General features: G+C 63.3%; 26 protein-coding genes. 15 read left to right on the plus strand and 11 right to left on the minus strand.

Annotated features, from left to right (window positions below; translation table 11 throughout):
- Nucleotides 1–10 precede the first annotated feature (10 nt).
- Both DCY11_RS06410 and DCY11_RS06415 read left to right on the plus strand, forming a co-directional pair.
- Nucleotides 11–1,273: a SulP family inorganic anion transporter gene (locus tag DCY11_RS06410; protein WP_108682006.1), complete on the plus strand. Its 1,263-nt coding sequence runs from the start codon at nt 11–13 to the stop codon at nt 1,271–1,273.
- Between the two features lie 77 nt (nt 1,274–1,350).
- Nucleotides 1,351–2,562 (plus strand): hypothetical protein, encoded by a 1,212-nt coding sequence (locus tag DCY11_RS06415; RefSeq protein ID WP_208430511.1) that lies wholly within the window; start codon nt 1,351–1,353, stop codon nt 2,560–2,562.
- Between the two features lie 3 nt (nt 2,563–2,565).
- Here DCY11_RS06415 and DCY11_RS06420 read toward each other — a convergent pair whose 3' ends face one another.
- The 4 genes from DCY11_RS06420 to DCY11_RS06435 form a co-directional block, all read right to left on the minus strand.
- The gene (locus tag DCY11_RS06420) at nt 2,566–3,234 is read right to left on the minus strand and encodes a glutamine amidotransferase (protein WP_245409476.1); all 669 of its coding nucleotides are present in this window, start codon (nt 3,232–3,234) and stop codon (nt 2,566–2,568) included.
- A 132-nt stretch (nt 3,235–3,366) separates the two neighbouring features.
- The gene (locus DCY11_RS06425; protein WP_108682010.1) at nt 3,367–4,890 is read right to left on the minus strand and encodes a gamma-glutamyltransferase family protein; all 1,524 of its coding nucleotides are present in this window, start codon (nt 4,888–4,890) and stop codon (nt 3,367–3,369) included.
- A gap of 125 nt (nt 4,891–5,015) precedes the next feature.
- Nucleotides 5,016–6,821 carry a phosphoenolpyruvate carboxykinase (GTP) gene (locus tag DCY11_RS06430; RefSeq protein WP_108682012.1) on the minus strand — a complete coding sequence of 602 codons (1,806 nt, stop codon included), beginning with the start codon at nt 6,819–6,821 and terminating at the stop codon, nt 5,016–5,018.
- A 111-nt stretch (nt 6,822–6,932) separates the two neighbouring features.
- Complete coding sequence (locus DCY11_RS06435) at nt 6,933–7,697, minus strand: HugZ family protein (protein ID WP_108682015.1); 765 nt, start codon at nt 7,695–7,697, stop codon at nt 6,933–6,935.
- Nucleotides 7,698–7,874: 177 nt separating this feature from the next.
- On the opposite strand from DCY11_RS06435, the gene DCY11_RS06440 reads away from it, so the two are divergent.
- From DCY11_RS06440 to DCY11_RS06460, 5 genes are all read left to right on the plus strand, one after another.
- Nucleotides 7,875–8,570, plus strand: a complete 696-nt coding sequence (locus DCY11_RS06440) for a response regulator transcription factor (RefSeq protein ID WP_045364328.1) — start codon at nt 7,875–7,877, stop codon at nt 8,568–8,570.
- 12 nt (nt 8,571–8,582) lie between these two features.
- Nucleotides 8,583–10,397, plus strand: a complete 1,815-nt coding sequence (locus tag DCY11_RS06445; protein ID WP_108682017.1) for a sensor histidine kinase — start codon at nt 8,583–8,585, stop codon at nt 10,395–10,397.
- A 16-nt stretch (nt 10,398–10,413) separates the two neighbouring features.
- On the plus strand, nt 10,414–10,911 hold the full coding sequence (locus DCY11_RS06450; protein WP_108682019.1) for an HPr kinase/phosphorylase: 498 nt from the start codon (nt 10,414–10,416) through the stop codon (nt 10,909–10,911).
- Nucleotides 10,912–10,997: 86 nt separating this feature from the next.
- Nucleotides 10,998–11,399, plus strand: a complete 402-nt coding sequence (locus DCY11_RS06455) for a PTS sugar transporter subunit IIA (protein WP_045364320.1) — start codon at nt 10,998–11,000, stop codon at nt 11,397–11,399.
- Nucleotides 11,400–11,717 (plus strand): HPr family phosphocarrier protein, encoded by a 318-nt coding sequence (locus DCY11_RS06460; protein ID WP_069443815.1) that lies wholly within the window; start codon nt 11,400–11,402, stop codon nt 11,715–11,717.
- Nucleotides 11,718–11,750: 33 nt separating this feature from the next.
- Here DCY11_RS06460 and DCY11_RS06465 read toward each other — a convergent pair whose 3' ends face one another.
- On the minus strand, nt 11,751–12,326 hold the full coding sequence (locus tag DCY11_RS06465) for a cytochrome b/b6 domain-containing protein (protein WP_108682021.1): 576 nt from the start codon (nt 12,324–12,326) through the stop codon (nt 11,751–11,753).
- 225 nt (nt 12,327–12,551) lie between these two features.
- Here DCY11_RS06465 and ahcY point away from each other — a divergent pair, with 225 nt between their 5' ends.
- Nucleotides 12,552–13,940 carry an adenosylhomocysteinase gene (ahcY, locus tag DCY11_RS06470; RefSeq protein ID WP_108682023.1) on the plus strand — a complete coding sequence of 463 codons (1,389 nt, stop codon included), beginning with the start codon at nt 12,552–12,554 and terminating at the stop codon, nt 13,938–13,940.
- A gap of 79 nt (nt 13,941–14,019) precedes the next feature.
- Here ahcY and DCY11_RS06475 read toward each other — a convergent pair whose 3' ends face one another.
- Nucleotides 14,020–16,491, minus strand: coding sequence for an arylsulfatase (locus DCY11_RS06475; RefSeq protein WP_108683715.1), 2,472 nt, complete (start codon nt 16,489–16,491; stop codon nt 14,020–14,022).
- Between the two features lie 184 nt (nt 16,492–16,675).
- On the opposite strand from DCY11_RS06475, the gene DCY11_RS06480 reads away from it, so the two are divergent.
- From DCY11_RS06480 to DCY11_RS06495, 4 genes are all read left to right on the plus strand, one after another.
- Nucleotides 16,676–16,942, plus strand: a complete 267-nt coding sequence (locus DCY11_RS06480) for a hypothetical protein (RefSeq protein ID WP_108682025.1) — start codon at nt 16,676–16,678, stop codon at nt 16,940–16,942.
- Between the two features lie 102 nt (nt 16,943–17,044).
- A complete protein-coding gene (locus DCY11_RS06485; protein WP_159079849.1) occupies nt 17,045–17,770 on the plus strand; it encodes an outer membrane protein in 726 nt (241 codons plus the stop codon).
- Between the two features lie 421 nt (nt 17,771–18,191).
- Nucleotides 18,192–18,752 carry a hypothetical protein gene (locus DCY11_RS06490; RefSeq protein WP_208430512.1) on the plus strand — a complete coding sequence of 187 codons (561 nt, stop codon included), beginning with the start codon at nt 18,192–18,194 and terminating at the stop codon, nt 18,750–18,752.
- A complete protein-coding gene (locus DCY11_RS06495; RefSeq protein WP_159079850.1) occupies nt 18,749–19,456 on the plus strand; it encodes a toll/interleukin-1 receptor domain-containing protein in 708 nt (235 codons plus the stop codon). The genes DCY11_RS06490 and DCY11_RS06495 overlap by 4 nt, the downstream gene beginning before the upstream one ends.
- Nucleotides 19,457–20,081: 625 nt before the next feature.
- Here DCY11_RS06495 and DCY11_RS06500 read toward each other — a convergent pair.
- The 5 genes from DCY11_RS06500 to DCY11_RS06520 form a co-directional block, all read right to left on the minus strand.
- Nucleotides 20,082–21,116 (minus strand): zinc-dependent alcohol dehydrogenase family protein, encoded by a 1,035-nt coding sequence (locus tag DCY11_RS06500; protein ID WP_108682031.1) that lies wholly within the window; start codon nt 21,114–21,116, stop codon nt 20,082–20,084.
- 113 nt (nt 21,117–21,229) lie between these two features.
- A complete protein-coding gene (locus DCY11_RS06505) occupies nt 21,230–21,472 on the minus strand; it encodes a tautomerase family protein (RefSeq protein ID WP_108682033.1) in 243 nt (80 codons plus the stop codon).
- A complete protein-coding gene (locus DCY11_RS06510; RefSeq protein ID WP_108682035.1) occupies nt 21,473–21,877 on the minus strand; it encodes a cupin domain-containing protein in 405 nt (134 codons plus the stop codon). It lies immediately after the preceding gene.
- Nucleotides 21,878–21,946: 69 nt separating this feature from the next.
- Nucleotides 21,947–22,987, minus strand: coding sequence for a glycosyltransferase (locus tag DCY11_RS06515; RefSeq protein WP_159079851.1), 1,041 nt, complete (start codon nt 22,985–22,987; stop codon nt 21,947–21,949).
- A gap of 1 nt (nt 22,988) precedes the next feature.
- Entirely contained in the window at nt 22,989–23,552 is a 564-nt protein-coding gene (locus DCY11_RS06520) for a dTDP-4-dehydrorhamnose 3,5-epimerase family protein (RefSeq protein WP_245409477.1), read from the minus strand.
- 412 nt (nt 23,553–23,964) lie between these two features.
- Between DCY11_RS06520 and DCY11_RS06525 the strand changes: the two genes are divergently transcribed.
- The 3 genes from DCY11_RS06525 to DCY11_RS06535 all read left to right on the plus strand — a co-directional run bounded on the left by DCY11_RS06525 (nt 23,965) and on the right by DCY11_RS06535 (nt 25,296).
- Nucleotides 23,965–24,366 carry a hypothetical protein gene (locus DCY11_RS06525; RefSeq protein ID WP_108682039.1) on the plus strand — a complete coding sequence of 134 codons (402 nt, stop codon included), beginning with the start codon at nt 23,965–23,967 and terminating at the stop codon, nt 24,364–24,366.
- Between the two features lie 130 nt (nt 24,367–24,496).
- Nucleotides 24,497–24,838 (plus strand): c-type cytochrome, encoded by a 342-nt coding sequence (locus tag DCY11_RS06530; protein WP_159079852.1) that lies wholly within the window; start codon nt 24,497–24,499, stop codon nt 24,836–24,838.
- Nucleotides 24,839–24,981: 143 nt separating this feature from the next.
- Nucleotides 24,982–25,296 carry an EthD family reductase gene (locus tag DCY11_RS06535; protein WP_108683717.1) on the plus strand — a complete coding sequence of 105 codons (315 nt, stop codon included), beginning with the start codon at nt 24,982–24,984 and terminating at the stop codon, nt 25,294–25,296.
- Nucleotides 25,297–25,336 lie beyond the last annotated feature (40 nt).

Here is a 25,336-nt window from a genome sequence, read left to right on the forward strand (position 1 = left end):
ACACGGGCCCATGAAGCCCAAGCTGATCACCACCCTTCAAAGCTATACGCGCGCGGACTTCCTCAGCGACACGGTTGCGGGGCTGACGGTCGCCCTGGTCGCGATCCCGCTCAGCATCGCCATCGCCATCGCCTCGGGCGCGGACCCAGCGAAAGGCATCGTCACGGTGATCGTGGCCGGGTTCCTGGTCTCGCTGCTCGGCGGCAGCAAAGTCCAGATCGGCGGGCCGACCGGCGCCTTCATCGTGGTGGTCTACGGCGTCATCGCCGAGCACGGCTATGACGGTCTGGTGCTGGCGACGCTGATGGCGGGGATCATCCTGCTGATCGCCGGCGCGCTCCGGGCCGGGAGCCTGATCCAATACATTCCCGAAGCGGTCATCAACGGCTTCACCATCGGTATCGCGGTGATCATCGCCACGAGCCAGCTGAAGGACTTTTTCGGCATCCAGGTGGAGTCGCTGCCGGCCGACTTCCGCGGCCAGGTCGCGGCGCTTTGGGCCGCGCGCGATACCGCCAGCCTCACCGCGCTTGTGATCGGCGTCGTCACGCTGGTCTCGATCGTGCTGCTCCGCCGGGTGGCGCCGCGCCTGCCCTGCACGATCATCGTGGTGGCCATCGTCTCGGCCGTGATCGCGATTTTCGCGCTTCCCGCCGATACCATCGTGTCCCGCTACGGGCCCCTGCCGCAGACCCTGCCGATGCCGGCGCTGCCCGTACTGTCGTTCGAGCGCGTGGTGGAGCTGCTGCCGAGCGCCCTCGTCATCGCCTTCCTGGCGGCGGTGGAATCGCTGCTGTCGGCCATGGTCGCGGACCGCATGATCGGCAGCCGGCACCGGCCGAATGCGGAGGTCATTGCCCAGGGCGCAGCCAATGTGGGCTCGGCGCTGTTCGGCGGCCTACCGGCGACGGGCGCCATCGCCCGGACCGCGAAAAACGTGCGGGCCGGCGCCAAGACGCCGGTCGCGGGACTGATCCATGCGCTGGCGGTGCTGGTGATCATGTTGGTCGCGGCGCCCCTTGCTGGACATCTCGCGCTGCCGGCGCTCGCCGCGCTCCTCATCCTCACCGCCTGGTACATGAGCGAGCCGCACAAATGGCGCGGCTACATGGCGGAGCGGCTGGCGGACCGAGTCCTGCTGGTGCTGACGCTCGTGCTGACGGTTTTGACCAATCTCACTATTGCCATTGCAGTCGGGGTCGCCTTGGGGCTGGCTATTCGGCTGCGGCGCCGCAACGTGCCGCCCTCGGACTGGCAGACGCCGGAGCGCTAACCGCGAGTTGCGTGCGCAGGCACCGGCCGACATGACCTCGCACGCATCATTCGCTATTGGTTGGACGATTGGTTCCCATGATGCTTAGCGCCCTCATACTCCTGACGACGGCCGCCTGCGCGGGGCTGATGGCGTGGCCGAAGCTCGCCAACAACCGGCTGTGGCGCGCCACGCTGACGCCGCTGGCCTCGATCATCGGGTCGGGCTTCCTGGTGCTCGGCCCTATCCTCGACGACCGCTTCGGCGCCTACGGGCTTCTCGCCATGGCCGCGCTGTGTGCAATGGCGGCCATGTTCGGCTCGGCCATCCGCTTCAACATCGCCGCCTACGCCAAGGACGGATGGATCGCCGGGTCGCCGATCGAGCGGCTGGAGTCGATCTCTTCCTGGGTGCTGGCCTTCGCCTACATCATCTCGGTCGCCTATTACCTGAACCTGTTCGGCGCCTTTGGTGTCAGCCTTGCTGATGTGGATCAGGACTTTTCGGCGAAGCTGCTGACCACCGTCATGTTCGCGTTCATTCTCGTCATCGGCTGGACGCGGGGCTTCTCCGCGCTCGAACGGCTCGAGCAAATCTCCGTCGGGCTGAAGCTTGCGGTCATCGGAGGCTTGCTCGTCGGCCTTGCGAGCTATTTCGGCGCCAAGGCATCCGCAGGTGCGCTCGTCCTGAACACGCCGCAGGTCACGGGGTGGAACGCAGTGGCGATGCTGTTCGGCCTGATCGTCACCGTGCAGGGCTTCGAGACCTCGCGCTATCTCGGCGACACCTATTCCGCCAAGACGCGCATCGCCTCGATGCGGCTCGCCCAGATTATCTCGACCGCGATCTATCTCGTCTATATCGGCCTCGTCACGTTCGTGTTCGCGCGCGAGGACCTGCATTTCTCGGAGACCGCGGTGGTCGACATGATGGGCATGGTCGCCCCGATCCTCACCGTGCTGCTGGTGGTCGCGGCGCTAAGCGCGCAGTTCAGCGCCGCGGTGGCCGACACGAGCGGATCGGGCGGGCTGTTCGAGGAGCTGACGCACGGCAAGGTCTCAAGCCGGGTCGGCTATCTCCTGCTCATCGTCGTCGGCATTGCGCTCACCTGGACCGCGGACGTGTTCGAGATCATCGCCTACGCCTCGCGCGCCTTCGCAGCTTACTACGCCATCCAGGCCGGCATCGCGGCGCACTTCGCCCACCGCAACAAGCCGTTCGGGCCTCTGTGCATCTCCTATGCGGCGCTGATGGTGCTCGGGCTCGCGATCACGCTGTACGGCACGCCGGTCGAAGGCGGCGCCGAATGACGGCTAGCTGCGCGGCAAGCGATCGAGCCAATCGTTGAACAGTTTGTGGCTGGCTTCGTTGGTGGCCGGGGCATAGCGGGCCGTGGTGGCGCGCATCTCGCCCAAGTCCACATTGGAGTTGGCCAGTTCCAGCGTGTGGCCGATCAACCAGCGCTCCATGTCTTCCTTAGGCAGTTCCACATGGAACTGGAGCGCAAGCACGTTGGGGCCATACGCGAAGGCTTGGTTGGGCGTGATCGTGGTGGAGGCAAGCCGCGTGGCGCCGGACGGCAGATCGAACGTGTCTCCGTGCCAGTTCAGAATGTGCAGGCCTTCCAGCACGCCGAGCGGCGAGGCCTTGCCTTCCTCGGTCAAGGTGAGCTGGTCCCAGCCGAGCTCCTTCTCCGCGCCGGGATAGACGCGCGCCGCGAGCACCGCCGCCAGGGCCTGCGCGCCGAGGCAGATGCCCACCACGGGCGTGCCCTTTTTGACCACGGCCTCGATCAGCTTCAGCTCGTCCGTCAGGAACGGATAGCGCTCGAACTCGTAGACGCTGATGGGCCCGCCGAGGATGAGCACGAGATCGGCGTCGAGTGCCGGGCTGAGATCGTCGCGCCCCGCTTGAAGATAGGTGAGACCGATGCCGCGCTCGGCGAGCACGGGGCCGAGCGTGCCGGCATCCTCGAAAGCCACGTGATAGATGGCGACGGCGTTTTTTCATGCGGGTCTTCCTCCCTGCGTAGGTTTCAGCAGGATCGCACCGGTACCGACAGTCCTATTGCCTGTGTGCGACGCCGGGTTGTTCGTTTGCGACATGACGTGACGCTACGCGACCTTCGCGACGCCCTGACGGCGTGGATCGCCAGCCCCTTGCGCGCCCTTCTTCTCGTGCCAGCGCGCCACATGCACGCCGCCGAAGAACAAGTTCCGCTCGGGCCAGGCCTTGACGGTCTCGCTGAGCGCACGCAATGCCGCCTCTTCCTCTTCCGTGAAGCCCGGCTCGAAACTCACCGTGCCGCAGCGCTCAACATGCAGACGCGGCGCGTTCACGGCGTCCTCTACCTCTAAGCGGTGCGCCAGGATGTTGACCGCCACCTGCAGGATCGCGGTGCGGATACGGTTGGACCCGCCCGTGCCGAGCGCGGTGACCGTTCCGTCGGCTTCCAGAATGATCGTCGGCGCCATCATGGAGGACATGCGGACGCCTTCGCGAAAATCACCAGGCTCGCCGCCCACCACGTCTTCCTCGCCGAGCATGTTGTTCAGCATGAAGCCGTGGTCGCCGACGATGAAGCCGTTGCCCTCGCCGTTCGAGAGGCTGACGGCGGCCGCATTACCCTCCGCGTCGATCACACTGATATGGGTCGTGCCGCGATAGGCTTGCGGCGCGGCCACGCTCGCAGCGATGTCGCCTGCGAGAGCACCGGCCGCCAGCTTCGCGGCGAGCTGATTGCCATGGGCGCCGCGCACCTCGTTGGTTGCGATCATGGCCGCACCCAGCGCGCGCGCGTCGATATCCTGCCCCAGCGCCGTATGGGCCTCGAGATAGGACAGGCCATAGGCGATCAGTGCGCCGCCTGCGCTCGGCGGCGGGTTGAGCGCGACGGCAGCGCCGCCGAAGCGCCACAGGAGCGGATCGCGCACGCACACCTCGTAGCGCTTGAGGTCGTCCATGGTGAGGTGCCCGCCGAGGTCCCGGGATTGGGCGGCGATGGCCTGGCCGATATCGCCGTCAACGAAAAGGCGTGCGCCGTCTTCGGCGAGCCAGGCGAGCGTTTCGCCGAGTCCTTCGTTGCGGAACGTATCCCCGCCTTTGAGGAGCGTGCCGCCGGGGGCGAAGATCGCCCGCGCCGACGCACTTTCCTGCAGGATCGGTGCGACGACCGTGAACAGATAGGCCTGGAAGTCCGAGAGCGGAAACCCTTGGTTTGCCGCGCGGACGGCCGGCTCCACCAGCCGCTTCATGGGCAGGCGCCCATAGGCCTCATGCATCGCGAAAAGACCTTGCGCGATGCCGGGCGTTGCGCTGGCTCCGAGCCCGATATGGAACTCCTGGGTAGCAGGTCCGAAATTCGCGTTGATCGGAAAAAAGGAGACGTCGTTCGCGGCGCGGCGCTTGAGCGGTGTCTCCACGAAGAAGTCGAACAGCTTCGCCGCCCGCTGGCCCGCCGCCCGCGCCATCAGAAAGCCGCCGCCGCCCGGAGAGGCGAACACCGCTTCGGCCACGAAGCTCATGCACACACCGGCAATGGCCGCATCGAAGGCGTTGCCGCCGTCGGCAAGGATTTCGGCGGCAGCCTCGGCAGTCAGGCTATGGCCTGCCGCGACGACGGATTGGGGTTTCTTCATCCGGGAGTGCGTAAGGGGGGTTGCCGCCGGGAGCAAGGGCGAGATGCACGAAACCGGCACTCAAAACGGCGCATGGCCGGGACGAACCCGGCCATGCTTCCGTGTCTTGGTGCTTTGGAGACGCGCTAGCCCAAGCGCTGCTCCAGATCGGCGAGCTCTTCCTTCAAGCCGCCCGGCAGTTTGTCTCCGAAGGACTCGTAGTGCTCCTTGATCGAGGGGATCTCGGCCTTCCAGCCTTCAACGTCGACGCGGAGCAGCTCTTTCATGTCCGCGCTGTCGACATCGAGACCCTCGGTGTCGAGCCCGCCCTCGGCCGGGATCTTGCCGAGCGGCGTGTCCACGGCCTCGGCCTTGCCATCGCAGCGATCGAAGATCCACTTCAATACGCGCGAGTTCTCGGCGAAGCCCGGCCACAGGAACTTGCCGTCGGGGCTCTTGCGGAACCAGTTCACGTAGAAGATCTTCGGCATCTTATCGCCGCCCTTCTCGCCGACCTTCAGCCAGTGGGCGAAATATTCGCCCATGTGGTAGCCGCAGAAGGGCAGCATCGCCATGGGGTCGCGGCGCAGGTTGCCGAGTCCGCCCGTAGCGGCCGCGGTCTTTTCCGAGGCCATGATCGAGCCGAGGAAGGTGCCCTGGCGCCAGGAGGCCGCTTCCATGACGAGCGGCACGACGGAGGCACGGCGGCCGCCGAACAGGATCGCATCGATCGGCACACCTTTCGGGTCTTCCCATTCGGGGGCGATGACCGGGCACTGGCCGGCAGGCGCGGTGAAGCGCGAGTTGGGATGCGCGGCCGGCCGTCCCGCGTCCGGCGTCCAGGAGCGGCGCAGCCAGTCCGTGGTATGGGCCGGCGGCTCCTTCGACATCTCCTCCCACCAAACGTCGCCGTCATCGGTGAGCGCGACATTGGAGTAGATGCAGTTCGCATCCAGCGTCCGCATGGCGTTGACGTTCGACTTGTCCGACGTGCCCGGCGCCACACCGAAGAACCCGGTCTCGGGATTGATCGCGTAGAGGCGTCCATCCTCGCCGAACTTCATCCAGCAGATGTCGTCACCGATGGTCTCGGCCTTCCAGCCGGGAATCGTCGGGTTCAGCATCGCCAGGTTGGTCTTGCCGCAAGCGCTGGGGAAGGCAGCGGCGATGTACTTCACCTCGCCTTCCGGATTGGTGAGCTTGAGGATCAGCATGTGCTCGGCGAGCCAGCCTTCGTCGCGCGCCTTCACCGACGCGATGCGCAGGGCGTGGCATTTCTTGCCGAGCAGCGCATTGCCGCCGTAGCCGGACCCGTAGGACCAGATCTCCCGTGTCTCTGGAAAGTGCGAGATGTACTTGGTTTCGCTGCAGGGCCACGGCACGTCGGCCTGGTTCGGCGCCGAAAGCGGCGCGCCTACCGTATGCATGCCGCGGACGAAATCATCGCTGTCGCCGAGCGCGCCCCAGACCGCATCTCCCACGCGTGTCATGATGTGCATGTTGGCGACGGCGTAGGCCGAGTCCGTGACCATGACGCCGATGCCCGCGATCGGGGAACCCACCGGACCCATGGAATAGGGCACCACATACATGGTGCGTCCCTGCATCGCGCCGTCATACAGCGCGGAAAGGGTCTCTTTCATCTTGGCCGGGTCGAACCAGTTGTTGGTGGGGCCGGCGTCTTCTTCTTTTTCGGAACAGATATAGGTCTGGTCTTCGACGCGGGCGACATCTTTAGGGTCGGAACGGACCAGGATGGAGTTCGGGCGCTTTTCCTGGTTCAGCCAGATCGCCGTGCCGCCATCGACCATCGCCTTCAGCAGCGCCTGGTATTCTTCCTTGGAGCCATCGCACCAATGGACTGCTTCCGGCTTGAATAGCTTTTCCGCCTCGGCCACGAACTCCAGCACTTTCGGATTCGTGGTCGGGGCCACTTTTGACTGAACATTCATGCGTTTCCGTCCCTATTATTTGATGTTGTCTGTTGTTCTAGTCGATGGAGCTTTCTCCAATATGCTTCGTTCTTGGAAAACGCCTATCGGCAAATAGGCCAATGGCAATTGTCAGGCAGAGCCTAGCGTGGCCCTGGCCTCATCCACAAGTCGTACGAGTTCCTTTCGCGCGTCCTGCGGGGTGTGAATCCGGCCCTTGAAATCGATCCGCAGGGCCTCGGTGCCGCGCACAAGATCGCATCCCAGCGGATCGAGACCGCTCATCAGCCAAGGTGGCTGGGCCGGATTTGGTGGAGCCGCCGGATCGGGCGCCACACCGCCGAAGACTTGCGCATAGAGGGCGACGGCGTCGGCATGATCCTCGTTCATGTGCGCGACGATCCCTTCCTCTGCCTCCAGGAGGCTCTCCGCGCCTGCAACCGGGACCAACAGGTCCTCCGGCGACAAGTCGACGATGCGGCCGAAGCCGCCGATGAAATGGGCGCCCTCGATTTCCAGCCTCCAGAACGAAAAATCGGGAAAATCCGCGTAAAACGCGGCCTGAGCCTGCCGGGCTAGGAACCGCCGGCGAGCGGCCGGATCGTCCGTCCGTTCGGCACGCCCGCTGAGCGTCAGGCGTGCGCCTTGCAGCGGATCGCCGCCGCCGGGGCTGCCCAAACCGGTCCCGTCCAGGAGGATCGCCGCGCGCGGATCGGCCACCAGGTTGCGCGTATGCCGGGCCAGCGTCGAAATGAGGAAGATGGGCGACCCGTCCGCCTCCGTCGCCAGGGTGATGAGCGAGACATAGGGCGCCCCGGAAGTGGCCTCCAGGGTCGCCAAAGAGCCCTTGGTCGATAGTCGCACGAGGCTGCGCGCTTCGGCCGCGATCCCTGCCATGTCGGGTAATTCTGGAGAGTTATTTACTTGCGCCATAACGGTTTTTGTTGCATCCCGGTATTGATGGGTCGGGCGCAAGGCGCCCCAAGCTTTGCCCCGATGCTGCCATGGTTTTCACGCAGCGCTAGGAGCATAACACCCAGTCAATCGCGCAACGCGCGCAAAAAGGCCCCCCCTATGCCAACTATTGCCCTTGTCGACGACGACAGAAACATTCTCACCTCCTTGCGCATGGTGCTCGAGGCGGAAGGGTATAAGACCCAGACATACAACGACGGCGCCAGCGCGCTGGACGGTCTGTTCGACAGTCCGCCCGATCTCGCCATCCTCGATATCAAGATGCCGCGCATGGACGGCATGGAGCTCCTGCGGCGTCTTCGTCAGCGCACGGAGATGCCCGTGATCTTCCTCACCTCGAAAGATGAGGAGATCGACGAGCTGTTCGGCCTCAAGATGGGTGCGGACGATTACATCCGGAAACCCTTCCCGCAGCGTCTCCTGATCGAGCGCGTCAAGGCGGTGCTGCGGCGCGCCCAGCCCCGCGACACGGCCCAAGTGGCGGACGACAAATCCAAGGTCCTGGAGCGCGGAAAGCTGAAAATGGATTCCGAACGCCACACCTGCGTGTGGGACGGGTTGCCGGTGACTCTCACCGTGACCGAGTTCCTGATCTTGCAGGCGCTGGCGCAGCGCCCGGGCGTGGTAAAAAGCCGGGACGCGCTGATGGATGCGGCCTATGATGATCAAGTCTATGTCGACGACCGCACAATCGACAGCCACATCAAGCGGTTGCGGAAGAAGTTCAAGGCCGTCGACCAAAGCTTCGATGTGATCGAGACGCTCTATGGTGTGGGCTATCGCTTCAAAGAATAACAGGCGGCGCCAATGACCGCCGAGGCCGAAAGGTCCTGGCAGCAGGACTCGGGAACGTTGCGCGCCCGCGCCATGCGCGTGGGCCGTGCCGGTCTCTATTGGGTCCGCCGCGCCACGCGCTGGCTCGGGCAGCACCGTCCGTTCCGTCACGGCTTCTCGAGCCTCACCCGCCGGATCGTCGTGCTGAATCTCATCGGCCTTGCGATCCTCGTCTCGGGCATTCTGTATCTGAACGACCTGCGCGCCGCTCTGATCGGTGCCGAGGTCCAGAGCCTTCAGACCCAAGGCGAGATCATCGCCCGGGCCATCGCCGCATCCGCGGGTGTCGATGCCGGTGAGTCCGATGTCGACCCGGAGACGATCCTGGAACGGGAAATGGGCGATGCCGCCTTCTCCGAGAGCGGCACCCTTCCCAACGCACTCGGTTTCACGATCGATCCCGAGCGCGCCGCGCCGATCCTGCGCCCGCTGGTGAAACCCACGGGCAGCCGCGCGCGCATCTACGACCGCGACGGCGCGCTGATCCTCGATTCCGACACGTTCTATTCGCGCGGCGAGGTGCTGCGCTACGACCTGCCGCCGCCGGAAACGAGCGAGCCCGACGCGCTGACAACGTTCTGGAACGCGGTGGCCAATCAGTTCCAGCCGCTGGACCTGCCGGTCTATACGGAGATCGGAACCGTGAACGGGAAAGCCTACCCGGAGGTCGAGGCCGCGCTTACGGGCACGTCCGTTCCCATCGTCCGCAAGAACGAAAAGGGTGAGATTGTCGTCTCCGTCGCCGTTCCCGTCGAACGCATGCGGTCGGTGCTCGGTGTGCTTTTGTTTTCGACCCGGGGCGGCGATATCGACAAAGTCGTTGCCGCGGAACGCTGGCGTATCTTCCGCGTCGCGCTGTTCGCCGCGGCCGTGACGGTCGTCCTGTCTCTCATTCTTGCGAACACGATCGCCGGTCCCATGCAGCGCCTGGCGGTCGCGGCCGAGCGCGTGCGGCACAGCGTCAAGGCGCGCGCGGAGATCCCGGACTTCACGGACCGTTCCGACGAGATCGGACATCTATCCGGTGCGCTCAGAGACATGACGGCAGCGCTCTACAACCGGATCGACGCGATCGAGAGTTTCGCCGCCGACGTCGCGCACGAACTGAAAAATCCTCTCACGTCGCTGCGCAGCGCGACCGAGACGTTGCCCGTGGTGAGGGATCAGGAATCGCGCACGCGCTTGATGGAAATCATCCAGCACGACGTGAAGCGGCTCGACCGTTTGATCAGTGACATCTCCGATGCCTCGCGTCTCGATGCGGAACTGGCCCGTGAGGATGCGGGGCCTGTCGACATGGACGACCTTCTGCGTGCAACCGTGTCGCTCTACAACGACATCCACCTCGACGAGTTGCCCGAAGTTTCGTTGGAGATCGAGCATGCGCCCGGGACCTACCCCTATCGCGTCTTCGGTCACGACAGCCGGCTGCATCAGGTGATGGTGAACCTGATCGAGAACGCGATCTCCTTCTCGCCGCCGCGAGGCCGCGTGACCATCACGGCGCGGCGGCGTGGGACCAATATCGAAATCCTGATCGAAGACGAGGGCCCGGGAATCCCGCCGGAGAATCTGGAGCGCATTTTCGAGCGCTTCTACACGGACCGGCCCCACGAGACGTTCGGCCAAAATTCCGGCCTCGGTCTCAACATCTCGCGCCAGATCATCGCGGCCCATGGCGGACGGCTCTACGCGGAGAACCGGCCGGCGCCGGGCGGCGACGCCGGAACGGCGGGCGTAAAGCGCAGCGGCGGTGCGCGCTTCGTCATCCGCCTTGCAGCTACGTAGATTTTTCAGAGAAGCGATGACGCGCGATCCTGTCCGCGACGATGATCGAGAGACCGTTCACGGCACCTGCGTCGCACTGGGGACGGATGCCGTCTTGCTGCGCGGTGACTCGGGAACCGGCAAGTCCGACCTCGCCTTACGCTTTCTGGCCCTGCCGGTCAGCGAAGCGGGACAGCCGGCGCTCGTTGCCGACGATCAAGTTTGTTTGACGGCCACGGCCGACGGCCTGGTGGCGAGCCCCCCGGCAACTCTCGCGGGGCTCATTGAAGTGCGCGGGCTCGGAATTCAGACCGTCTCTTTTGCAGGTTCGGCGCGGCTGGTTGTCGTGTGTGATCTCGTGGCCGCACAGGATGTTCCCCGCATGCCCCCGGACCCGTGGGACCGGACCGTGCTGGCGGGAAGCGAGCTTCCTGTGCTCAAATTGGCGCCATTCGAGGCATCCGCGCCGTTGAAACTTAGGCTGGCGATCGTCGCCGCCACGGCGCACTTGCGCGGCGTGAACATTCGGGTTTAGGAAGGCGCGGATCAGACTTGCACAGTCCCCGTCCGCCTGAAGACAATAGTGGCCCATAGCGGGGCGGCATTCATCCCAGAGGTAACATGATCGGCGTCGTCATCGTGACCCACGGTAATCTGGCTTGCGAGTTCCGGGCAGCACTAGAGCATGTCGTCGGTCCTCAGGAGCAAGTCGAAACGATTTCGATCGGACCGGACGACGACCTCGATGCGCGGCGCGCGGACATGCTTGCGGCGCTCGCCAAGGTCGATTCCGGTGACGGCGTTGTCGTCCTCACCGACATGTTCGGAGGCTCGCCGTCGAACCTTGCGATCTCGGCCATGGAGAAACCCGACGTCGAGGTGGTGGCCGGCGTCAACCTGCCGATGCTCGTAAAGCTGGCGAGCGTGCGCGGCGAATGCGGCCTCGAGGAAGCGATCACCCAGGCGCAGGAGGCCGGCCGCAAATATATCAGTGTCGCCAGCCAGATCCTCGCGGCGCACTAGATGGGCAGCACGAAGGCCCGTATCGAACTCTCGGACCCCGCCAACGGGGCCTACGCGGCCAACGTCCTCATCCCGAACAAGAAGGGGCTCCACGCCCGCGCCTCGGCGCAGTTCGTGCGCACCGCCGGTGACTACAAGGCGAATGTCCAGGTCAGCCGGGACGGGCAGACGGTCGGCGGCACCTCGATCATGGGGCTCATGATGCTCGCGGCGGGGCAAGGCGATTTCATCCATATCGAGGCGAGCGGCGAGAGCGCGAAGGCGGCCATCCAGGCCCTCGTGGCCCTGGTCGAGGACGGCTTCGGCGAAGAAGACTAGCGGCCTTCTTAGATGGAGCCGCCAAGCATCTTGCTATTCCGCGCGCTTCTTGCCGGTCACCATCGACCGGGCGAGATTCTCATGATGCGCAAAGCTCGCGAACAAGACGGCTGAGATGTGAACGAGGATGAGCGCGAGCGTGACGTTCGCGAGCACCTCGTGCACTTCTTCGAACTGCTCGGCGGTCTGCTTGGTGACCATCCCGGCAAGCGGACCTGCGTTCTCGTCGCCGCCATACACGATCAGGCCGGCGATGCCGGTGAGGGCAAGCATCACGATGAGCGCCACGATCATGTAGCCGCCCGCCGGGCTGTGCCCGAGGTAGCGCTTGCCGTGCATCCGGAGCAGGTCTCGCCCATAGGCGAACGCCGTCGACGGCGCATACAGAAAGTCGGTGAAGCGCGCGTGCTTTGAGCCGACAAAGCCCCAGATCACGCGGGCAATCAGCATCGCGGCGATCACGTACCCAGCCCAGACATGGACGATGTGGGGATCCTCGACCAGGTAGGCGACGACGAAAGCAAGCACTACGGTCCAATGGAAAAAGCGGACGAAAGGATCCCAAACCACCACTTCCGTCCCGGAAGAAGCCTCGATCTCGTTCCCCATGATCTCATTCCTCAATAGATCCGCCGGCAATTTGCCATCCAGCGGGGACAACAAAAATGACGCAGATTAAAGGGACCTGAAACGTCGGCACGGCAAATTTGCCGCCCGGAAACCGCGCACCCCCGTCTTGACTCCCCCACCCGCCTATAACATATAAGGACTTCTTTATATCTTTATGCAGCCACGTTGCGAGACGCAACAGGCAGGACGCAAAGGCAGGACGGCATGAACTACCACGTCAAGGATATCGGGCTCGCCGATTGGGGCCGTAAGGAAATCGCCATCGCAGAGACCGAGATGCCGGGACTGATGGCCGTGCGCGAGGAATATGGCAGCGAGCAGCCGCTCAAAGGCGCCCGCATCGCGGGCTGCCTGCATATGACCATTCAGACGGCGGTTCTCATCGAGTCGCTTCAGGCGCTCGGCGCCGAGGTCCGCTGGGCCTCGTGCAACATCTTCTCGACCCAGGACCATGCCGCCGCGGCCATCGCCTCGACCGGCACGCCGGTGTTCGCCGTGAAGGGCGAAACGCTGGAAGAGTATTGGGACTACGTGGACCGCATCCTCGAATGGCCGGGTGGTGAGACCGCGAACCTCATTCTCGACGACGGCGGCGACGCCACGATGATGGTGATCCTCGGCGCCCAGGCCGAAACCGACCCCTCCGTGCTCGACAATCCGGGGAACGAGGAAGAAGAAGCCTTCTTCGCCACGATCAAGAAGCGCCTTGCGCGCGATCCGGGCTTCTATTCCAAGGTGCGCGGCAATCTCAAAGGCGTCTCCGAAGAAACGACGACCGGCGTCCACCGCCTCTACGAGATGCAGAAGAAGGGCACGCTCCCCTTCCCCGCCATCAACGTGAACGACAGCGTCACCAAGTCGAAGTTCGACAACCTCTATGGCTGCCGCGAGAGCCTGCCTGACGGCATCAAGCGTGCCACGGACGTGATGCTGGCCGGCAAATATGCCGTGGTCGCCGGCTATGGCGACGTGGGCAAGGGCTGCGCCGAGAGCCTGAAGAGCCAGGGCGCCCGCGTGGCCATCACCGAGATCGATCCGATCTGCGCGCTTCAGGCGGCCATGGAAGGCTACGAAGTCACCACAATGGAAGCCGCCGCGCCCCGCGGCGACATCTTCGTCACCACGACCGGCAACAAGGACGTCATCACCGTCGACCACATGCGCGAGATGCACGACCGGGCCATCGTCTGCAATATCGGTCATTTCGACTCGGAGATTCAGGTGGCCGCGCTGAAGAACTTCAAGTGGCACAATGTGAAGCCGCAAGTCGACGAGGTGGAGTTCCCGGACGGCAAGCGCATCATCCTGTTGGCCGAGGGACGGCTCGTGAATCTCGGCTGCGCCACGGGCCATCCGAGCTTCGTGATGAGCGCCTCGTTCACCAACCAGGTGCTGGCCCAGATCGAGCTGTGGCAGTACTCGGACAAGTACGAGAACAAGGTCTACGTGCTGCCGAAGCATCTCGACGAGAAGGTCGCGCAGCTTCATCTCGCCAAGCTCGGCGCGCAGCTGACGAAGCTCAACGACGAGCAGGCAGCCTATATCGGCGTGAGCGTCGACGGCCCGTACAAGCCGGAGCATTACCGCTACTAGCAGCTTCGCTGCTTCCAAGAAAAAAGGCGCTCCTGCGGGAGCGCCTTTTTTTGCGGGCGGGTGAGTCTGCTGGGCTGCCCTAGTTCGCGTCGGCAGCTGACTTCTGCGCCGCCTCTAGTTTCTTCACGTCTTCCGCCGTCAGCTCGGGCTGGTCCAGCGAGATGGTCAGCTTGTCGAGCTTGGCGGTGAGCGCAAACGGAACCTGGTAGTCGGCGTCGTCCACCGGTGTGCCCGTGTCGGCTCCGATGTCGAACGTCTCGTCCCATTGCAGGATCAGCGGCACCGTGCGTTCCACACGGTGTTCGGCGACCACTTTGCCGTCGACCGTCAGCGTGCCGGTTCCGCCCTTGCCGATACCGCTCATGTTGTCGAACGCCAGCGTACCCAGACCGAGCCCGTCATACTTGAAGTCGAACGAGATCGTGTGTTTGCCGGGGCTCAGCGCCTCCGAGGCCTCCCAGCGCGGGCGTTCCAGATCGAGCAGGTTCCACAGGAAGACCGGCTTACCCTTCAGCAGGTAGAAGCCGTAGCCGCCGAAGCGCCCGCCATTGGTATGGATCATGCCTTCGGCGCCGCCTTGCGGCACATCCACCTCGGCCGTGACGGTGTATGAGGTGTTCAGCAGGCTCGGTGCATCGCCGTGCGGAATGCCGGTGACCGTCTCGCCCGAATAGGTGAACTCCTTCCGTCCGGCGGTCACGTTGGGACGCGGCGCCACGAGACGTGTCGCGACCGAGGCATCGAGCGGCAACGCATTGTACTTCTGCAGTTCCGCCCACAGCCGCTCCTTCATATCCCGCAGCTTCTCGGGATACTTGTCCGCGACGTTGTCGTTCTGCGTCCAGTCCTCCGCGACGTGGTAGAGCTGCCACTCATAGGCGTTGGCCGGGTCGTCGATGGTCGGGCCGAGCAGAACCCAGGGCGGCCTCGTGGGAACCGTGCTCAGCATCCATCCGTCGTGGTAGAGGCCGCGCACGCCCATCATCTCGAAATACTGCGTCTTGTGACGCGAGGGCGCCTTCGCATTCGCCTTGTCGAAGGTGTAGGCGAGGCTCACACCGTCCATCGGCTTCTGCGCAACACCGTCAACCATGCGCGGCGCCGGAATGCCCGTGACCTCGAGCAGCGTCGGCACGATGTCGATCACGTGGCCGAACTGTTCGCGGACGCCGCCGAGATCGGTGATGTGCCCCGGCCACGAGACGGCCATGCCCTGGCGCGTGCCGCCGAAGAAGGCAGGGATCTGCTTGGTCCACTTGAAAGGCGTATCGAAGGCCCAGGTCCAGGCGACCGCCATGTGGGGATAGGTCTCGTCCGTGCCCCAGGCGTCATACCACTTCATCTGCTTGTCGACCGGAAGCTCGATGCCGTTGAACTGCATCACCTCGCTCGGCGTGCCGTTGGGAGAGCCTTCGGCGCTCGAGCCGTTGTCGCCGCTGATATAGATGATCAGCGTGTCGTCGAGCTTGCCGAGATCATCGACAGCTTGGATGACGCGTCCGATCTCATGATCGGTGTAGGCGAGATAGGCTGCATAGACGTTCGCCTGGCGGATATAGAGCTTCTTGTCCTCGTCGGAGAGCGTGTCCCATTTGCGCAGGAGCTTCTCGGGCCAGGGCGTCAGCTTCGCATCTTGCGGGATCACGCCGAGCCTTTTCTGATTGGCGAAGATCGTCTCGCGCAGCTTGTTCCAACCGCCGTCGAACAGATGCATGTCGGTGATCTTCTCGATCCACTCCGGCGTCGGATGGTGCGGGGCGTGCGTACCGCCCGGCACATAGTGCAACAGGAACGGCATGGACGGATCGATGTCGTTGAGCTGGTTCAGCCAGTGAATGGCGTCGTCCGCCATGGCCGTGGTCAGGTTCCACTTCGGATTGCCCACATAAGGGTAGATGGCCGTCGTGTTGCGGAACAGGTTCGGCTGCCACTGGCTCGTGTCGCCGCCGACAAAGCCGTAGAAGTACTCAAAGCCCATGCCCGTGGGCCATTGATCGAACGGGCCCGCTTGGCTCGCCACCCAGTCGGGCGTGTTGTGGTCCTTGCCGAACCACGACGTCCGGTAGCCGTTCTCGAGAAGGATGCGCCCGATGGTGGCGTTCTCCGGACCGATGAGGCTGTTGTACCCGGGAAAGCCCGTCGACTGCTCCGTGATGACGCCGAACCCGACCGCATGATGGTTGCGTCCCGTGATCAGCGCCGCGCGCGTCGGCGAACACAGCGACGTGGAATGGAAGTTCGTATAGCGCAAGCCCGCATTCGCGATCCGGTCGAGCGCCGGCGTCGGAATCACACCGCCGAACGTGCTCGGTGCCGCGAAGCCCACGTCGTCGGTCATGATGAGCAGGATATTGGGGGCACCCTTGGGCGGCACCACGCGGGCCGGCCAATAGGGCTTGGACTGCGAGGCGTTGAGATTGATCTCGCCGCCGAACGGCGCAGGCGGGCTCGGCAGGTAGTTCCCGTCGATCGTCGATTTGTAGCCTGGCGAACCCGGTCCGGCGGCGTTCTCGGCAGCGTGCGCGATGTCTCCTGTCAGCGGCGGGAGCATGCCAAGGGCCACGATCCCTGCGCACACGCAGGCGGCGGCCGCCTTGCGCCCAAACGGTATCATCATGTCTTCCTTCCGAATTTGCCTAGGGCTCTGCCGATGCACCCTATCCGCAACTTCCCGGCGAAACTTGCCATTCGGTGCCGTCTTCGGGGATAGAGTCCGTCCTGCGGAGTGAGGACCGATGCGTTTTGAACATTGGCCCGCGGGGCTTTATGCGATTGCTTGTGTGCTCGCGCTGGCGGCGATCCCGCTGAGCGCCGCCGGGTGGCTGCGCCCCGATCCCTTGGCGGCCGTTCCGGCTCTGCTGCTCGGTATGCCCTGGAGCCACCTGCTGCTTTGGCTGGGTGACACCCAATCGGTGACGGTGAACTTGGCTCTTGTCGCGCTGGGCATGGCCGTCAACGTCGTCCTGTTTTGGGCCTTGGGCACGTGGATCGGCGGATGGTAGCGCGCTCGCAGGAAATCGTGAGTCCGGCACAAGGTGGGGTTCAACAGGACCCAAGACCACGACTTGCGCTATAGTGGCCCCTCATCGTTGGGGGGCGATGCCATGCGCACAGTCTTGACTGCCATTGCGTTCGTGATTGCACTTAGCGGACAAGCCCGCGCGGGCGGCATGCTCGTCGCGCACACGGAGTCGCCAACCCTTACGAACTGGACGGGCTGCTACGGCGGCGGCCATCTCGGCGGGGCCTGGGGCACGAGCGACAAATGGATCCCGCGCACGCCGGGCGGTGCCTTCGAAGGCGTGTCGCTGGGCGGCCACGACACGGACGGTTTCATCGGCGGCGTGCAGGCGGGCTGCGACGTTCAGCTGTCGAACGGCATCGTGCTCGGCATCGGCGGCGACTATGGCTGGACGGACGCGGACGGCACGCACCCGTCCGCCCGCGAGACCGGCGTGTTCTATCATAGCGAAACCGAAGGGCTCGGCGCGCTCACCGGCCGGCTCGGCTATGGTTTCGGCGACGTGCTGCTCTACGTGGAAGGCGGCGTGGCCTGGGAGCGCGTCTCATATGCCGCCTCGACCACGCAGATCGGCACCGCCTACCGCGCCACGGACACGCGCGACGGTTGGACCCTCGGCGGCGGCGGCGAATACGCCATCACCGAACACGTCTCAGCCTTCGTCGAATACGCCCACTACGATTTCGGCACCGACCGCATCACGCTCGACCCGCAATACAGCTTCCTGCCGACGGCTTTCGTGGACATCGACGACACCGCCAACGTCGTCCGTGCGGGTCTGAATTTGCGGTTTGGGGGTTGGTGGTAGGGACTAAACGCTCCGCCGTCATCCAAGAACCTAAGATCCGCTCAGCCGCGGCCCGGAAGGCGCATGATAAATCGTCGTGTTGCGGCTGAACGGGCGGCCAGCGAGCCCTGCCTGAAAGACCCGTTGGCGACCCCCTCCCACACCCTCCCCGTGAGCACCGACGAGGACCATCAGCACGCTAACAGCACACTGAGCACTATGAGTACCGCGCTGGAGGAAACAAGTCATTGAACTTACATGTGGTTTTCATTTTAGTATCTACCTAAGTCATTGAATTATAACAATTTATTATCCATAGTCCGATGCGTGGCTGAATTCGGGCTGCGGTCCGTGTCCATAGCGGAAGCTGCGTCTCGGAAACGTCCACAGGGGCCGAGGGTCCAAACCTCGGCCCGCCCTTAGACCCTATCGAGGAACGAACATGGTTAGTGTCAAAGCGGCAACCGCCATCGCGAAGAAGCAACTGGCATTGCGGGATCAACTCTGGCCACAGGCGGAATCAGTCATTTGGAATCGCAAGGCCAACAAAGGCTTCGCGACGATTCCAAAAACGATGCCCATGATCCTCAGGATCATGGACGAGTTGGGTAACGGCACACGTCTCTCGGAGACGTACATGACCCTATGGTGCTCAACTTGGGACAATTCATTCGCATCACTCGCAAAGCAAAGGGACTTAGCCGTCGCCGCTGGATTCAGTGGCAGTCGCGCGGAGTACACTTGGCGCACACGTGCGAAGAAGCTGGCGGACCTGCTTTTCATCGACATCAAGGGGGGCAAGTCGGGACCCATGAGCCTCGCCCTGATCCACAACCCCCATCTGGTAATCCGCTGGCACTACGAACAACGCACGCCTGGACTCCTAGAGGATAGTTACAATGCACTCGTCGAATGGGCTCTAGACCTAGGCGCAAAAGATATGACCGAGAGCCCTTCAAAGGCTATGGATACGTTCCGCAAGGTCGCAGGAGGAGACGCATGAAGGTCTCCGAGCGCTTGGCTCTTGTCGATAAAATCGGTAGGGAACTACAAACGCGCTTCACGTTCGGCGAGCGCGATGACTACTTAACGGCGTGGGGCATCGCACGCCCAGAGAATGTGGGCGTAAACAGCAAGTGGGTGTATTCGCGTGCGGCGCTCGCTCCCCAGCCACTCTCGAAGGTCATCGAGATTGCAGGCGACCTGGGGATCGACGCTGCAGGAACGGAGTCCAACGCTCCCGCAAACTGGCGAGACACAAAGCTATTCCGCCTGTTCATCAGCCACATATCCCAGGAGAAGGTCAAAGCCACTCGGCTTAAGGAGTGCCTAGCCACATACGGGATCAGTGGTTTCGTGGCACACGATGACATTCATCCGACCCTGGAATGGCAGGATGAGATCACGCGAGCGCTGTTTCATATGGATGCGTTCATAGCAATGCACACAAGGGGGTTCTCTGCCAGCACTTGGACCCAACAAGAAGTCGGATTCGCCGTTGCGCGAGGAGTCAAGATTGTCTCGCTTAGAATGGGCGAAGACCCCACAGGGTTCATCGGCCGTCGACAGGCGCTTCCACGCTTGCAAAAGAGGGCAGAGGACATCGCAAAGGAGGTTCACGAGCTTCTCTCCGAGGACCCTCGCACCAAAGACCGTCTAGCGTCCGCCAAGACTTCCGCGATCGATGATGACGAGATACCTTTCTGAGGTCACTGGTAAGTTGGAGCGTGGTAACTCTCGGATTGACCTCTTGGGGTCTTAGTTCCAGATGACGCTTATCCCCCTCCCCCGAAACCTGCCGTACACTCCGTCCCATCCCTCGTTCGATGAGGACGCGAGCTGCAGACCGTCTGCTCTCGGGGCGGGGGACGCGGCGCCTGAGGAAGGTGCGGTAAAGATGGGCCGGATGAGAGAAGGCCCGGAACCCCGCATCATGCGTAACGGAACGGCCTCAGGGGCCCCTTACCTCCCGCCTTGGGCGGTGTCATCCAAGGTCCGGCTATGCGGGCTTGCTCTCTTGGGGCTTTGCCAAGAGGGCTCATACCGAACAGTACGAGATAAGCGGAGATGGGGGCTGTAATATCGCCGCGGCGTCGAGGGTCGCTTCGCGACACGTGATGCGAATTCGATACGCCATGCGGGGCGCCGGAAGGCTGCCCACCACAAAAATACGGACGGCGGCCGACCAGCGCCCCGCACGTCCCTTCGGGACGAAGTCCCCGCTTCGCGGGTTTGAGTTTTGAGACGTAGGGAGACGAGTTCGTCGTCCGGGCGCACCCACGCGCCGGGGTGCTTTGGCGTGCGTCCTTCAGATGCGTGCGCGTCGAAAGCCTTAAGGCCGGACCATCACCTTCAGCGCCTCGCGGTCGTTCATGGCGCGATAGCCGTCGGGAACGCCGTCGAGATCCACGGTCCGGTCGAACACGCGCCCCGGCTCGATGCGGCCTTCCATGATGTCCGGCAGCAGCTCGTCGATATAGGCGCGCACGGGCGCAGGCCCGCCGGCGACGCTGACGTTCTGATAGAAGGTCTCCTGCGCGGCCGGGATCGTATCGTAATGCGGGACACCGACGCGGCCGATGCCGCCGCCGGGACGGACGATGGCGGTGGATGTGCCGATGGCCTGCTCCGTACCGACACATTCGAGCACGGCGTTCACGCCGAAACCACCGGTCAGGGCGCGGACGCGCTCGTATGCCTCCTCACCCCGTTCGCTCACCACGTCGGTTGCGCCGAGCTCCTTGGCGAGCGCGATGCGATCTTCATGGCGGCCCATGATGATGATCTGCTCGGCCCCGAGCCGCTTGGCCGCGATGACGCCGCAAAGGCCCACGGCCCCGTCGCCGATGACGGCCACGCTGTCGCCCGGCGATACGCCCGCGGTCAGCGCCGCGTGATGGCCCGTGCCCATCACATCGGCAAGCGTGAGCAGCGAGGGCATCAGCGCATCGTCTTCGCCGACCGGCAACGGGTAGAGCGTGCCGTCCGCATACGGAATACACAGCGCCTCGGCCTGCGCGCCGCCGATCTCGGTGCCCTGGCCGAAAAAGCCGCCGTGCACGCAGGACGTCTGCAGCCCATCGCCGCAGAACATGCAAGTGCCGTCGGAATAGGCGAACGGCATGACGACGACCTGGCCGGGCTTCACGGTGCGAACATCGCTGCCCACCGCTTCGACGACGCCGATGGCCTCATGGCCCATCTGCTGGCCGCTCACATTCGGTCCATCGTTGTAGGGCCAGAGGTCGCTGCCGCAGATGCAGGCGCGGGCCACGCGAATGACGGCGTCGGTGGGGTTGTGGAGAGCGGCGTCGGGGACGTCCGCGATCTGGACATCGTGTGCCTTGTACATGACGGTTGCGCGCATGGTTGTAAGCCTTTCAGGTTCGGGGGCGTGGGGCGGGGTGCGAGCCGCAGGGGCGGCGCTCCAGCGAAGCCTACGGAAAAACGAAGGCCCTTCCATGGTCAATTGGGACCATCTTACGACCGGTTCGGCCGCGGTCCGTAGCCGGGCTCCTTGGTCAGCGTGTCCCATTTGTTCAGGATGTCGGGCTCGAAAACCTGCTCCGTCCAATCGTCGGAAGGCACCTCTTCGAAACCGACGGAGACGGACTGGGGACCGCTGCCCAGAATGCCCGTCACCTCGCGGACGATCGCCTCGGTGAGCTGCGCCTTCTGTTCCTCGCTCTTACCGGGCCAAAGCTTCACGACGATATGGGGCATCTATTTCGTCCCTCCCAGATAGTCCGCGTCCGCGACCTTCTCCATCCAGGTGACGTTGTTGCCATCGAGGGCTTCCTGGATCGCGATATGGGTCATGCCGGTGGTCGCGGTCGCGCCATGCCAGTGTTTCTCGCCCGGCGGAAACCAGATCACGTCGCCGGGGTGGATGTCGACGCGCGGGCCGCCTTGTGTTTGCACCCAGCCGGCACCGGCGGTCACGATCAAGGTCTGCCCGAGCGGATGGGTATGCCATGCGGTGCGCGCGCCGGGCGCGAACGTCACCACCGCGCCAGTGACCCGGGCCGGGTCCTCCCGCTGAAAGGCTGAGTCGATCCGGGCGTCGCCGGTGAACCAATCGGCCGGGCCCTGAACCGAAGGCTGCGTGCCGATGCGAACGATGTCCATTGTCGTATGTCCTTCCTGCGCGGCGGCGTTCGGCGCTCGCGTCGCGCGTCACTCAGACCAATTCTCTTATCAGTCTCCGCGTCTAAGCAATCGCTTCAATCGACGCAGCGGCGACGTTATGCGCCAGGAGTTGCTCTCGCGAAGGGCCTCAACCTCTCTGCGAAGTCGCGCTGCAACTTTCTTCAGCTCAACCTTGTCGGCTTCCAACGCGCGCTTCTCCCTCTCCAATCCTGACAGACGCCTTGCCGTTCCCTCGGCGCTCTTTGACGCGGCTGCCAGGCGGGGAGCAAGCTCAGTCGTCGCCCTCCAGGCCAGTCCGTCGACAGCGCGGCAAGTGGCCTGGCGTATGGCAGACACCCACTCATCACCACCCGCGACCATCGCGTCAAAGAACGCTTGCTGTTCGGTGTGACCGGGAGGGATGCGAACAGACCCGACGATTGCTTGGTCCGGGGAGTCGTACGCAGGAGCACGCTTCCGGCGCCAATCCGCCACGAAATGGAGACACGTCGGCTTCGGACACTGAGCGAAATTTTCTCGCCCGCCCCCTTCCAATATCCGACGCCAGAAATGCCAGTCCGCAGATCTCGGAACGTCTTCTGGCCAGTATCCGTACTTTTCAAAACAATCCCGCCGATGAACGACGCAGCTCGCTGGAACCGTGTTGCGATGATTGAGAAAGACGTCAAGTTCGCGATCATTCTCGAGGTTCATGGGATAGGCAGCAATGTTGCCGTTGAGATCGACCCAGAGCGGCCGGCTGTAGGCCCACTCCTTGCGCGTGCTCTCAAGTGTCGCTGCAAGAATCTCAAGATGATCAGGGAACAGAATGTCGTCATGCGCCATGAAGGCGATGTAGTCCCCGCGCGCCTGTTTCAACGCGATGTTTCGGTTGGCATAGCCGTAGTAGGGCGCCTTCGGAAGATCGAACCATTGGAGACGCGGGTCGTCGAAGGCAGCGACAACTTCGGCGGTTTTGTCGGTACAGCCGTCTCCGACGATCAGGACCTCGAAATCTTGCTCGCTTTGGCGAAGCACAGACTGAATGGCATAGCCAATAACATCGGCCCGGTTGTGCGTCGGCAACAGAACGCTAAAACGCGGTGTCACGTCACCATCCACGCGCGTCCCTGAACGTATACGGGATCAGGGGGCTGTCTAAGGGCAAGCGGTACTTGTCGGGGTCTTCGTGGTTGTAGGGCTGCGTCGGAAAGTTCACGACGACGCAGTCATGCGTTCCGATATTGTGGTCGGCGTGCCAAACATGGGTTGGCACGTTGACGAGTCCTCGTCGCTTCTCCGACAGCGTGATCTTTTGCACCTGTCCGAGCGTCGGCGAATCCGGCCGCACGTCATAGAAGATGAGGTCCATCTCGCCTTGCAGGAGGAAGTACCGGTCTTCATGGTGCTTATGCAGGTTCCAGCCTTTCGCGTATCCTGGCTTGATCGTGAAGCTATAGGCGAAGACCAAGGGGTCCGGGTGCCAGTTCCAGCGCGGGTCAAACATTTCAACGACGCTCCCGCGCGCATCGATATGCGTCGGCACGTCACGAAAATTCACCCCATGAACGCGCTTGCCTAAGCTGGCGCCTTGGGGCGTGACCATCTGGGAGTCCTTGACGGCATGCCGGAGTGTTTCCTCGAGAGCACTTATCTCGCCGTGATCCTTGCTCACTTGTTGGCTCGCTCCCTTTGACAATAGATTTCTCGACGATCGCCACTAGGGAGAGTTTCACCTTTTTGGCAGTAGAGTCGAGGGGATCGAAATTGCGGGCCCCACAGTCAGAATAATCGGTGTGCAGACGCACAGAGTGCCGCCTTTGGTGACAAGCCCAGTAGTGTGATGCCACCACGCTTCGCCCAGGAGGACGCGGGCTGCAGACCGTTCGCGGCGCTAGGTCCAGGCTCTGAATTCCGGCGAAAACGCCAAGGCTCACTTTTTTGTCTGCTACTCTCGGCCCTGCGTGGAAACCCATTTTGGGGGAGCTGCTCGTGAAGGGCTCGGACCTGAAAGTTTCAGACTTGAGAGGCTTAGACTTGGAGTTGACATGTGAGCCGGGCATTGTCGCGATCGAGGGCGTTTGGACATGACCGGATTTGGAACCCTAGGCGCGACGCTAGTCCTTGCTTGCGTCGGCTATTATTTGCCGCATGGTGCGGGAGAAAAGGTCTTTGCGGAGCTAACCGCAGCCGTCCACCACAACTTCGATATTAGCCGGGACGATATCTTTTTTTCGCCGGTGCGCGGCATAGAGGAGGATGTAGCGGAAGAAAGCGACAGTCTCGCGCCGCCCCTGCCGCAAGCGTACATCACGACGCGGGGCAAGACGTGGCAGATACGAAGCGTTGAAGGCGAACGCGACCTCGGTTTTATCGAGGAGCGCCCGGTGCCCGACAGGCTGCCACCCGATTACACACGCTTTATCAAATTGCGGGGCTCCTACGGGCTGTTCCAAGGCTCTTGCAAAGAAGGTCAAAACAGCAGGTGATAGCCTAAGGGCATTTTCTTGGGCTCTGGGCCAGGGGCATGGGATGCGAAATGGCGGGAAGTCGCCGGACCGGTGGCTGCGGGTAGCTGCTATGGTCCGCCTGGCGTCCGACGAGCTCATGGAGGATCGAATGAAACTCGCGCTATTGAGTTCTGCAATCTTGCTCTTGGTCTCCACCAGCCTCAGTGCGGAGCCGCTCGACACGGGCGATCCCCAAGAGGGATTCGTGTACGCCAAAGAAGTCTGCGCCAATTGTCATGCGATTCTTTCCGACCAGAGCTCTCCAGTTCGAGAGGCTCCGACCTTCGATGAAATCGCCGATCGGTCTGGCGGCTCCGCAAAGGCAGTCATTCAGAGAATCAAGGCCGAACATCCCATGATGCCGAACATTCCGATTGGTCCTGAGGAATTGAACGACCTGGCGGCCTACATCGTGGACTTGGACGCGCCAGCGGCGCCTGGCCATCCTTAGCGTCCAAGCGGGCGTTCGCATTCGAACGAGAGAAGCGACACCGCGCGTGCAGGCATTTGTCCCTTATTCTCGACACACTCTCGTGGCCGTCCTACACACTCAACCCTTACACAATCATCCGAACATTCGAGGAGAGCACGCGCATGATCAAGGTCAGCGTTTTTTACCCCAATGAAGCCGGGGCACGTTTCGACCACGAGTATTACGCCCAGAAGCACATGCCGATGGTGGCGGAGAAGATGGGCGACGCCTGCCTGCGCTACACGGTCGACAAAGGTATCGCGGGCGGCGCGCCTGACAGCGATGCGCCCTTTGTGGGCATGTGTCACATCTACTGCGACTCGGTCGAGAGCTTCCAGGGCGCCTTCGGCCCGCACGCCGATGAGATCATGGGGGACATTCCGAACTACACCGATCTCGCGCCCATTATCCAGATCAGCGACGTCGTCGTCGACTGATCAAGCTCTCCGAGCCTCCGATGCTCACGCCGCCCGACGG

Origin of the sequence: Methyloceanibacter sp. wino2 (genome assembly GCF_003071365.1) — a bacterium.
In the GTDB taxonomy this organism is placed as follows: Bacteria; Pseudomonadota; Alphaproteobacteria; order Rhizobiales; family Methyloligellaceae; genus Methyloceanibacter.

Coding starts and splice junctions, on each gene's coding strand:
- DCY11_RS06510 (WP_108682035.1), bottom strand. CDS start 21,877: ATGGACATCGTTCGCATCGGCACGCAGCCTTCGGTTCAGGGCCCGGCC.
- DCY11_RS06415 (WP_208430511.1), top strand. CDS start 1,351: ATGATGCTTAGCGCCCTCATACTCCTGACGACGGCCGCCTGCGCGGGG.
- DCY11_RS06435 (WP_108682015.1), bottom strand. CDS start 7,697: ATGGCAGGGATCGCGGCCGAAGCGCGCAGCCTCGTGCGACTATCGACC.
- DCY11_RS06410 (WP_108682006.1), top strand. CDS start 11: ATGAAGCCCAAGCTGATCACCACCCTTCAAAGCTATACGCGCGCGGAC.
- DCY11_RS06485 (WP_159079849.1), top strand. CDS start 17,045: ATGCGCACAGTCTTGACTGCCATTGCGTTCGTGATTGCACTTAGCGGA.
- DCY11_RS06535 (WP_108683717.1), top strand. CDS start 24,982: ATGATCAAGGTCAGCGTTTTTTACCCCAATGAAGCCGGGGCACGTTTC.
- DCY11_RS06430 (WP_108682012.1), bottom strand. CDS start 6,821: ATGAATGTTCAGTCAAAAGTGGCCCCGACCACGAATCCGAAAGTGCTG.
- DCY11_RS06525 (WP_108682039.1), top strand. CDS start 23,965: ATGACCGGATTTGGAACCCTAGGCGCGACGCTAGTCCTTGCTTGCGTC.
- DCY11_RS06480 (WP_108682025.1), top strand. CDS start 16,676: ATGCGTTTTGAACATTGGCCCGCGGGGCTTTATGCGATTGCTTGTGTG.
- DCY11_RS06450 (WP_108682019.1), top strand. CDS start 10,414: ATGACGCGCGATCCTGTCCGCGACGATGATCGAGAGACCGTTCACGGC.
- DCY11_RS06475 (WP_108683715.1), bottom strand. CDS start 16,491: ATGCTCCCGCCGCTGACAGGAGACATCGCGCACGCTGCCGAGAACGCC.
- DCY11_RS06445 (WP_108682017.1), top strand. CDS start 8,583: ATGACCGCCGAGGCCGAAAGGTCCTGGCAGCAGGACTCGGGAACGTTG.
- DCY11_RS06440 (WP_045364328.1), top strand. CDS start 7,875: ATGCCAACTATTGCCCTTGTCGACGACGACAGAAACATTCTCACCTCC.
- DCY11_RS06455 (WP_045364320.1), top strand. CDS start 10,998: ATGATCGGCGTCGTCATCGTGACCCACGGTAATCTGGCTTGCGAGTTC.
- DCY11_RS06490 (WP_208430512.1), top strand. CDS start 18,192: ATGGTTAGTGTCAAAGCGGCAACCGCCATCGCGAAGAAGCAACTGGCA.
- DCY11_RS06495 (WP_159079850.1), top strand. CDS start 18,749: ATGAAGGTCTCCGAGCGCTTGGCTCTTGTCGATAAAATCGGTAGGGAA.
- DCY11_RS06530 (WP_159079852.1), top strand. CDS start 24,497: ATGAAACTCGCGCTATTGAGTTCTGCAATCTTGCTCTTGGTCTCCACC.
- DCY11_RS06425 (WP_108682010.1), bottom strand. CDS start 4,890: ATGAAGAAACCCCAATCCGTCGTCGCGGCAGGCCATAGCCTGACTGCC.
- ahcY (WP_108682023.1), top strand. CDS start 12,552: ATGAACTACCACGTCAAGGATATCGGGCTCGCCGATTGGGGCCGTAAG.
- DCY11_RS06465 (WP_108682021.1), bottom strand. CDS start 12,326: ATGGGGAACGAGATCGAGGCTTCTTCCGGGACGGAAGTGGTGGTTTGG.
- DCY11_RS06500 (WP_108682031.1), bottom strand. CDS start 21,116: ATGCGCGCAACCGTCATGTACAAGGCACACGATGTCCAGATCGCGGAC.
- DCY11_RS06505 (WP_108682033.1), bottom strand. CDS start 21,472: ATGCCCCATATCGTCGTGAAGCTTTGGCCCGGTAAGAGCGAGGAACAG.
- DCY11_RS06460 (WP_069443815.1), top strand. CDS start 11,400: ATGGGCAGCACGAAGGCCCGTATCGAACTCTCGGACCCCGCCAACGGG.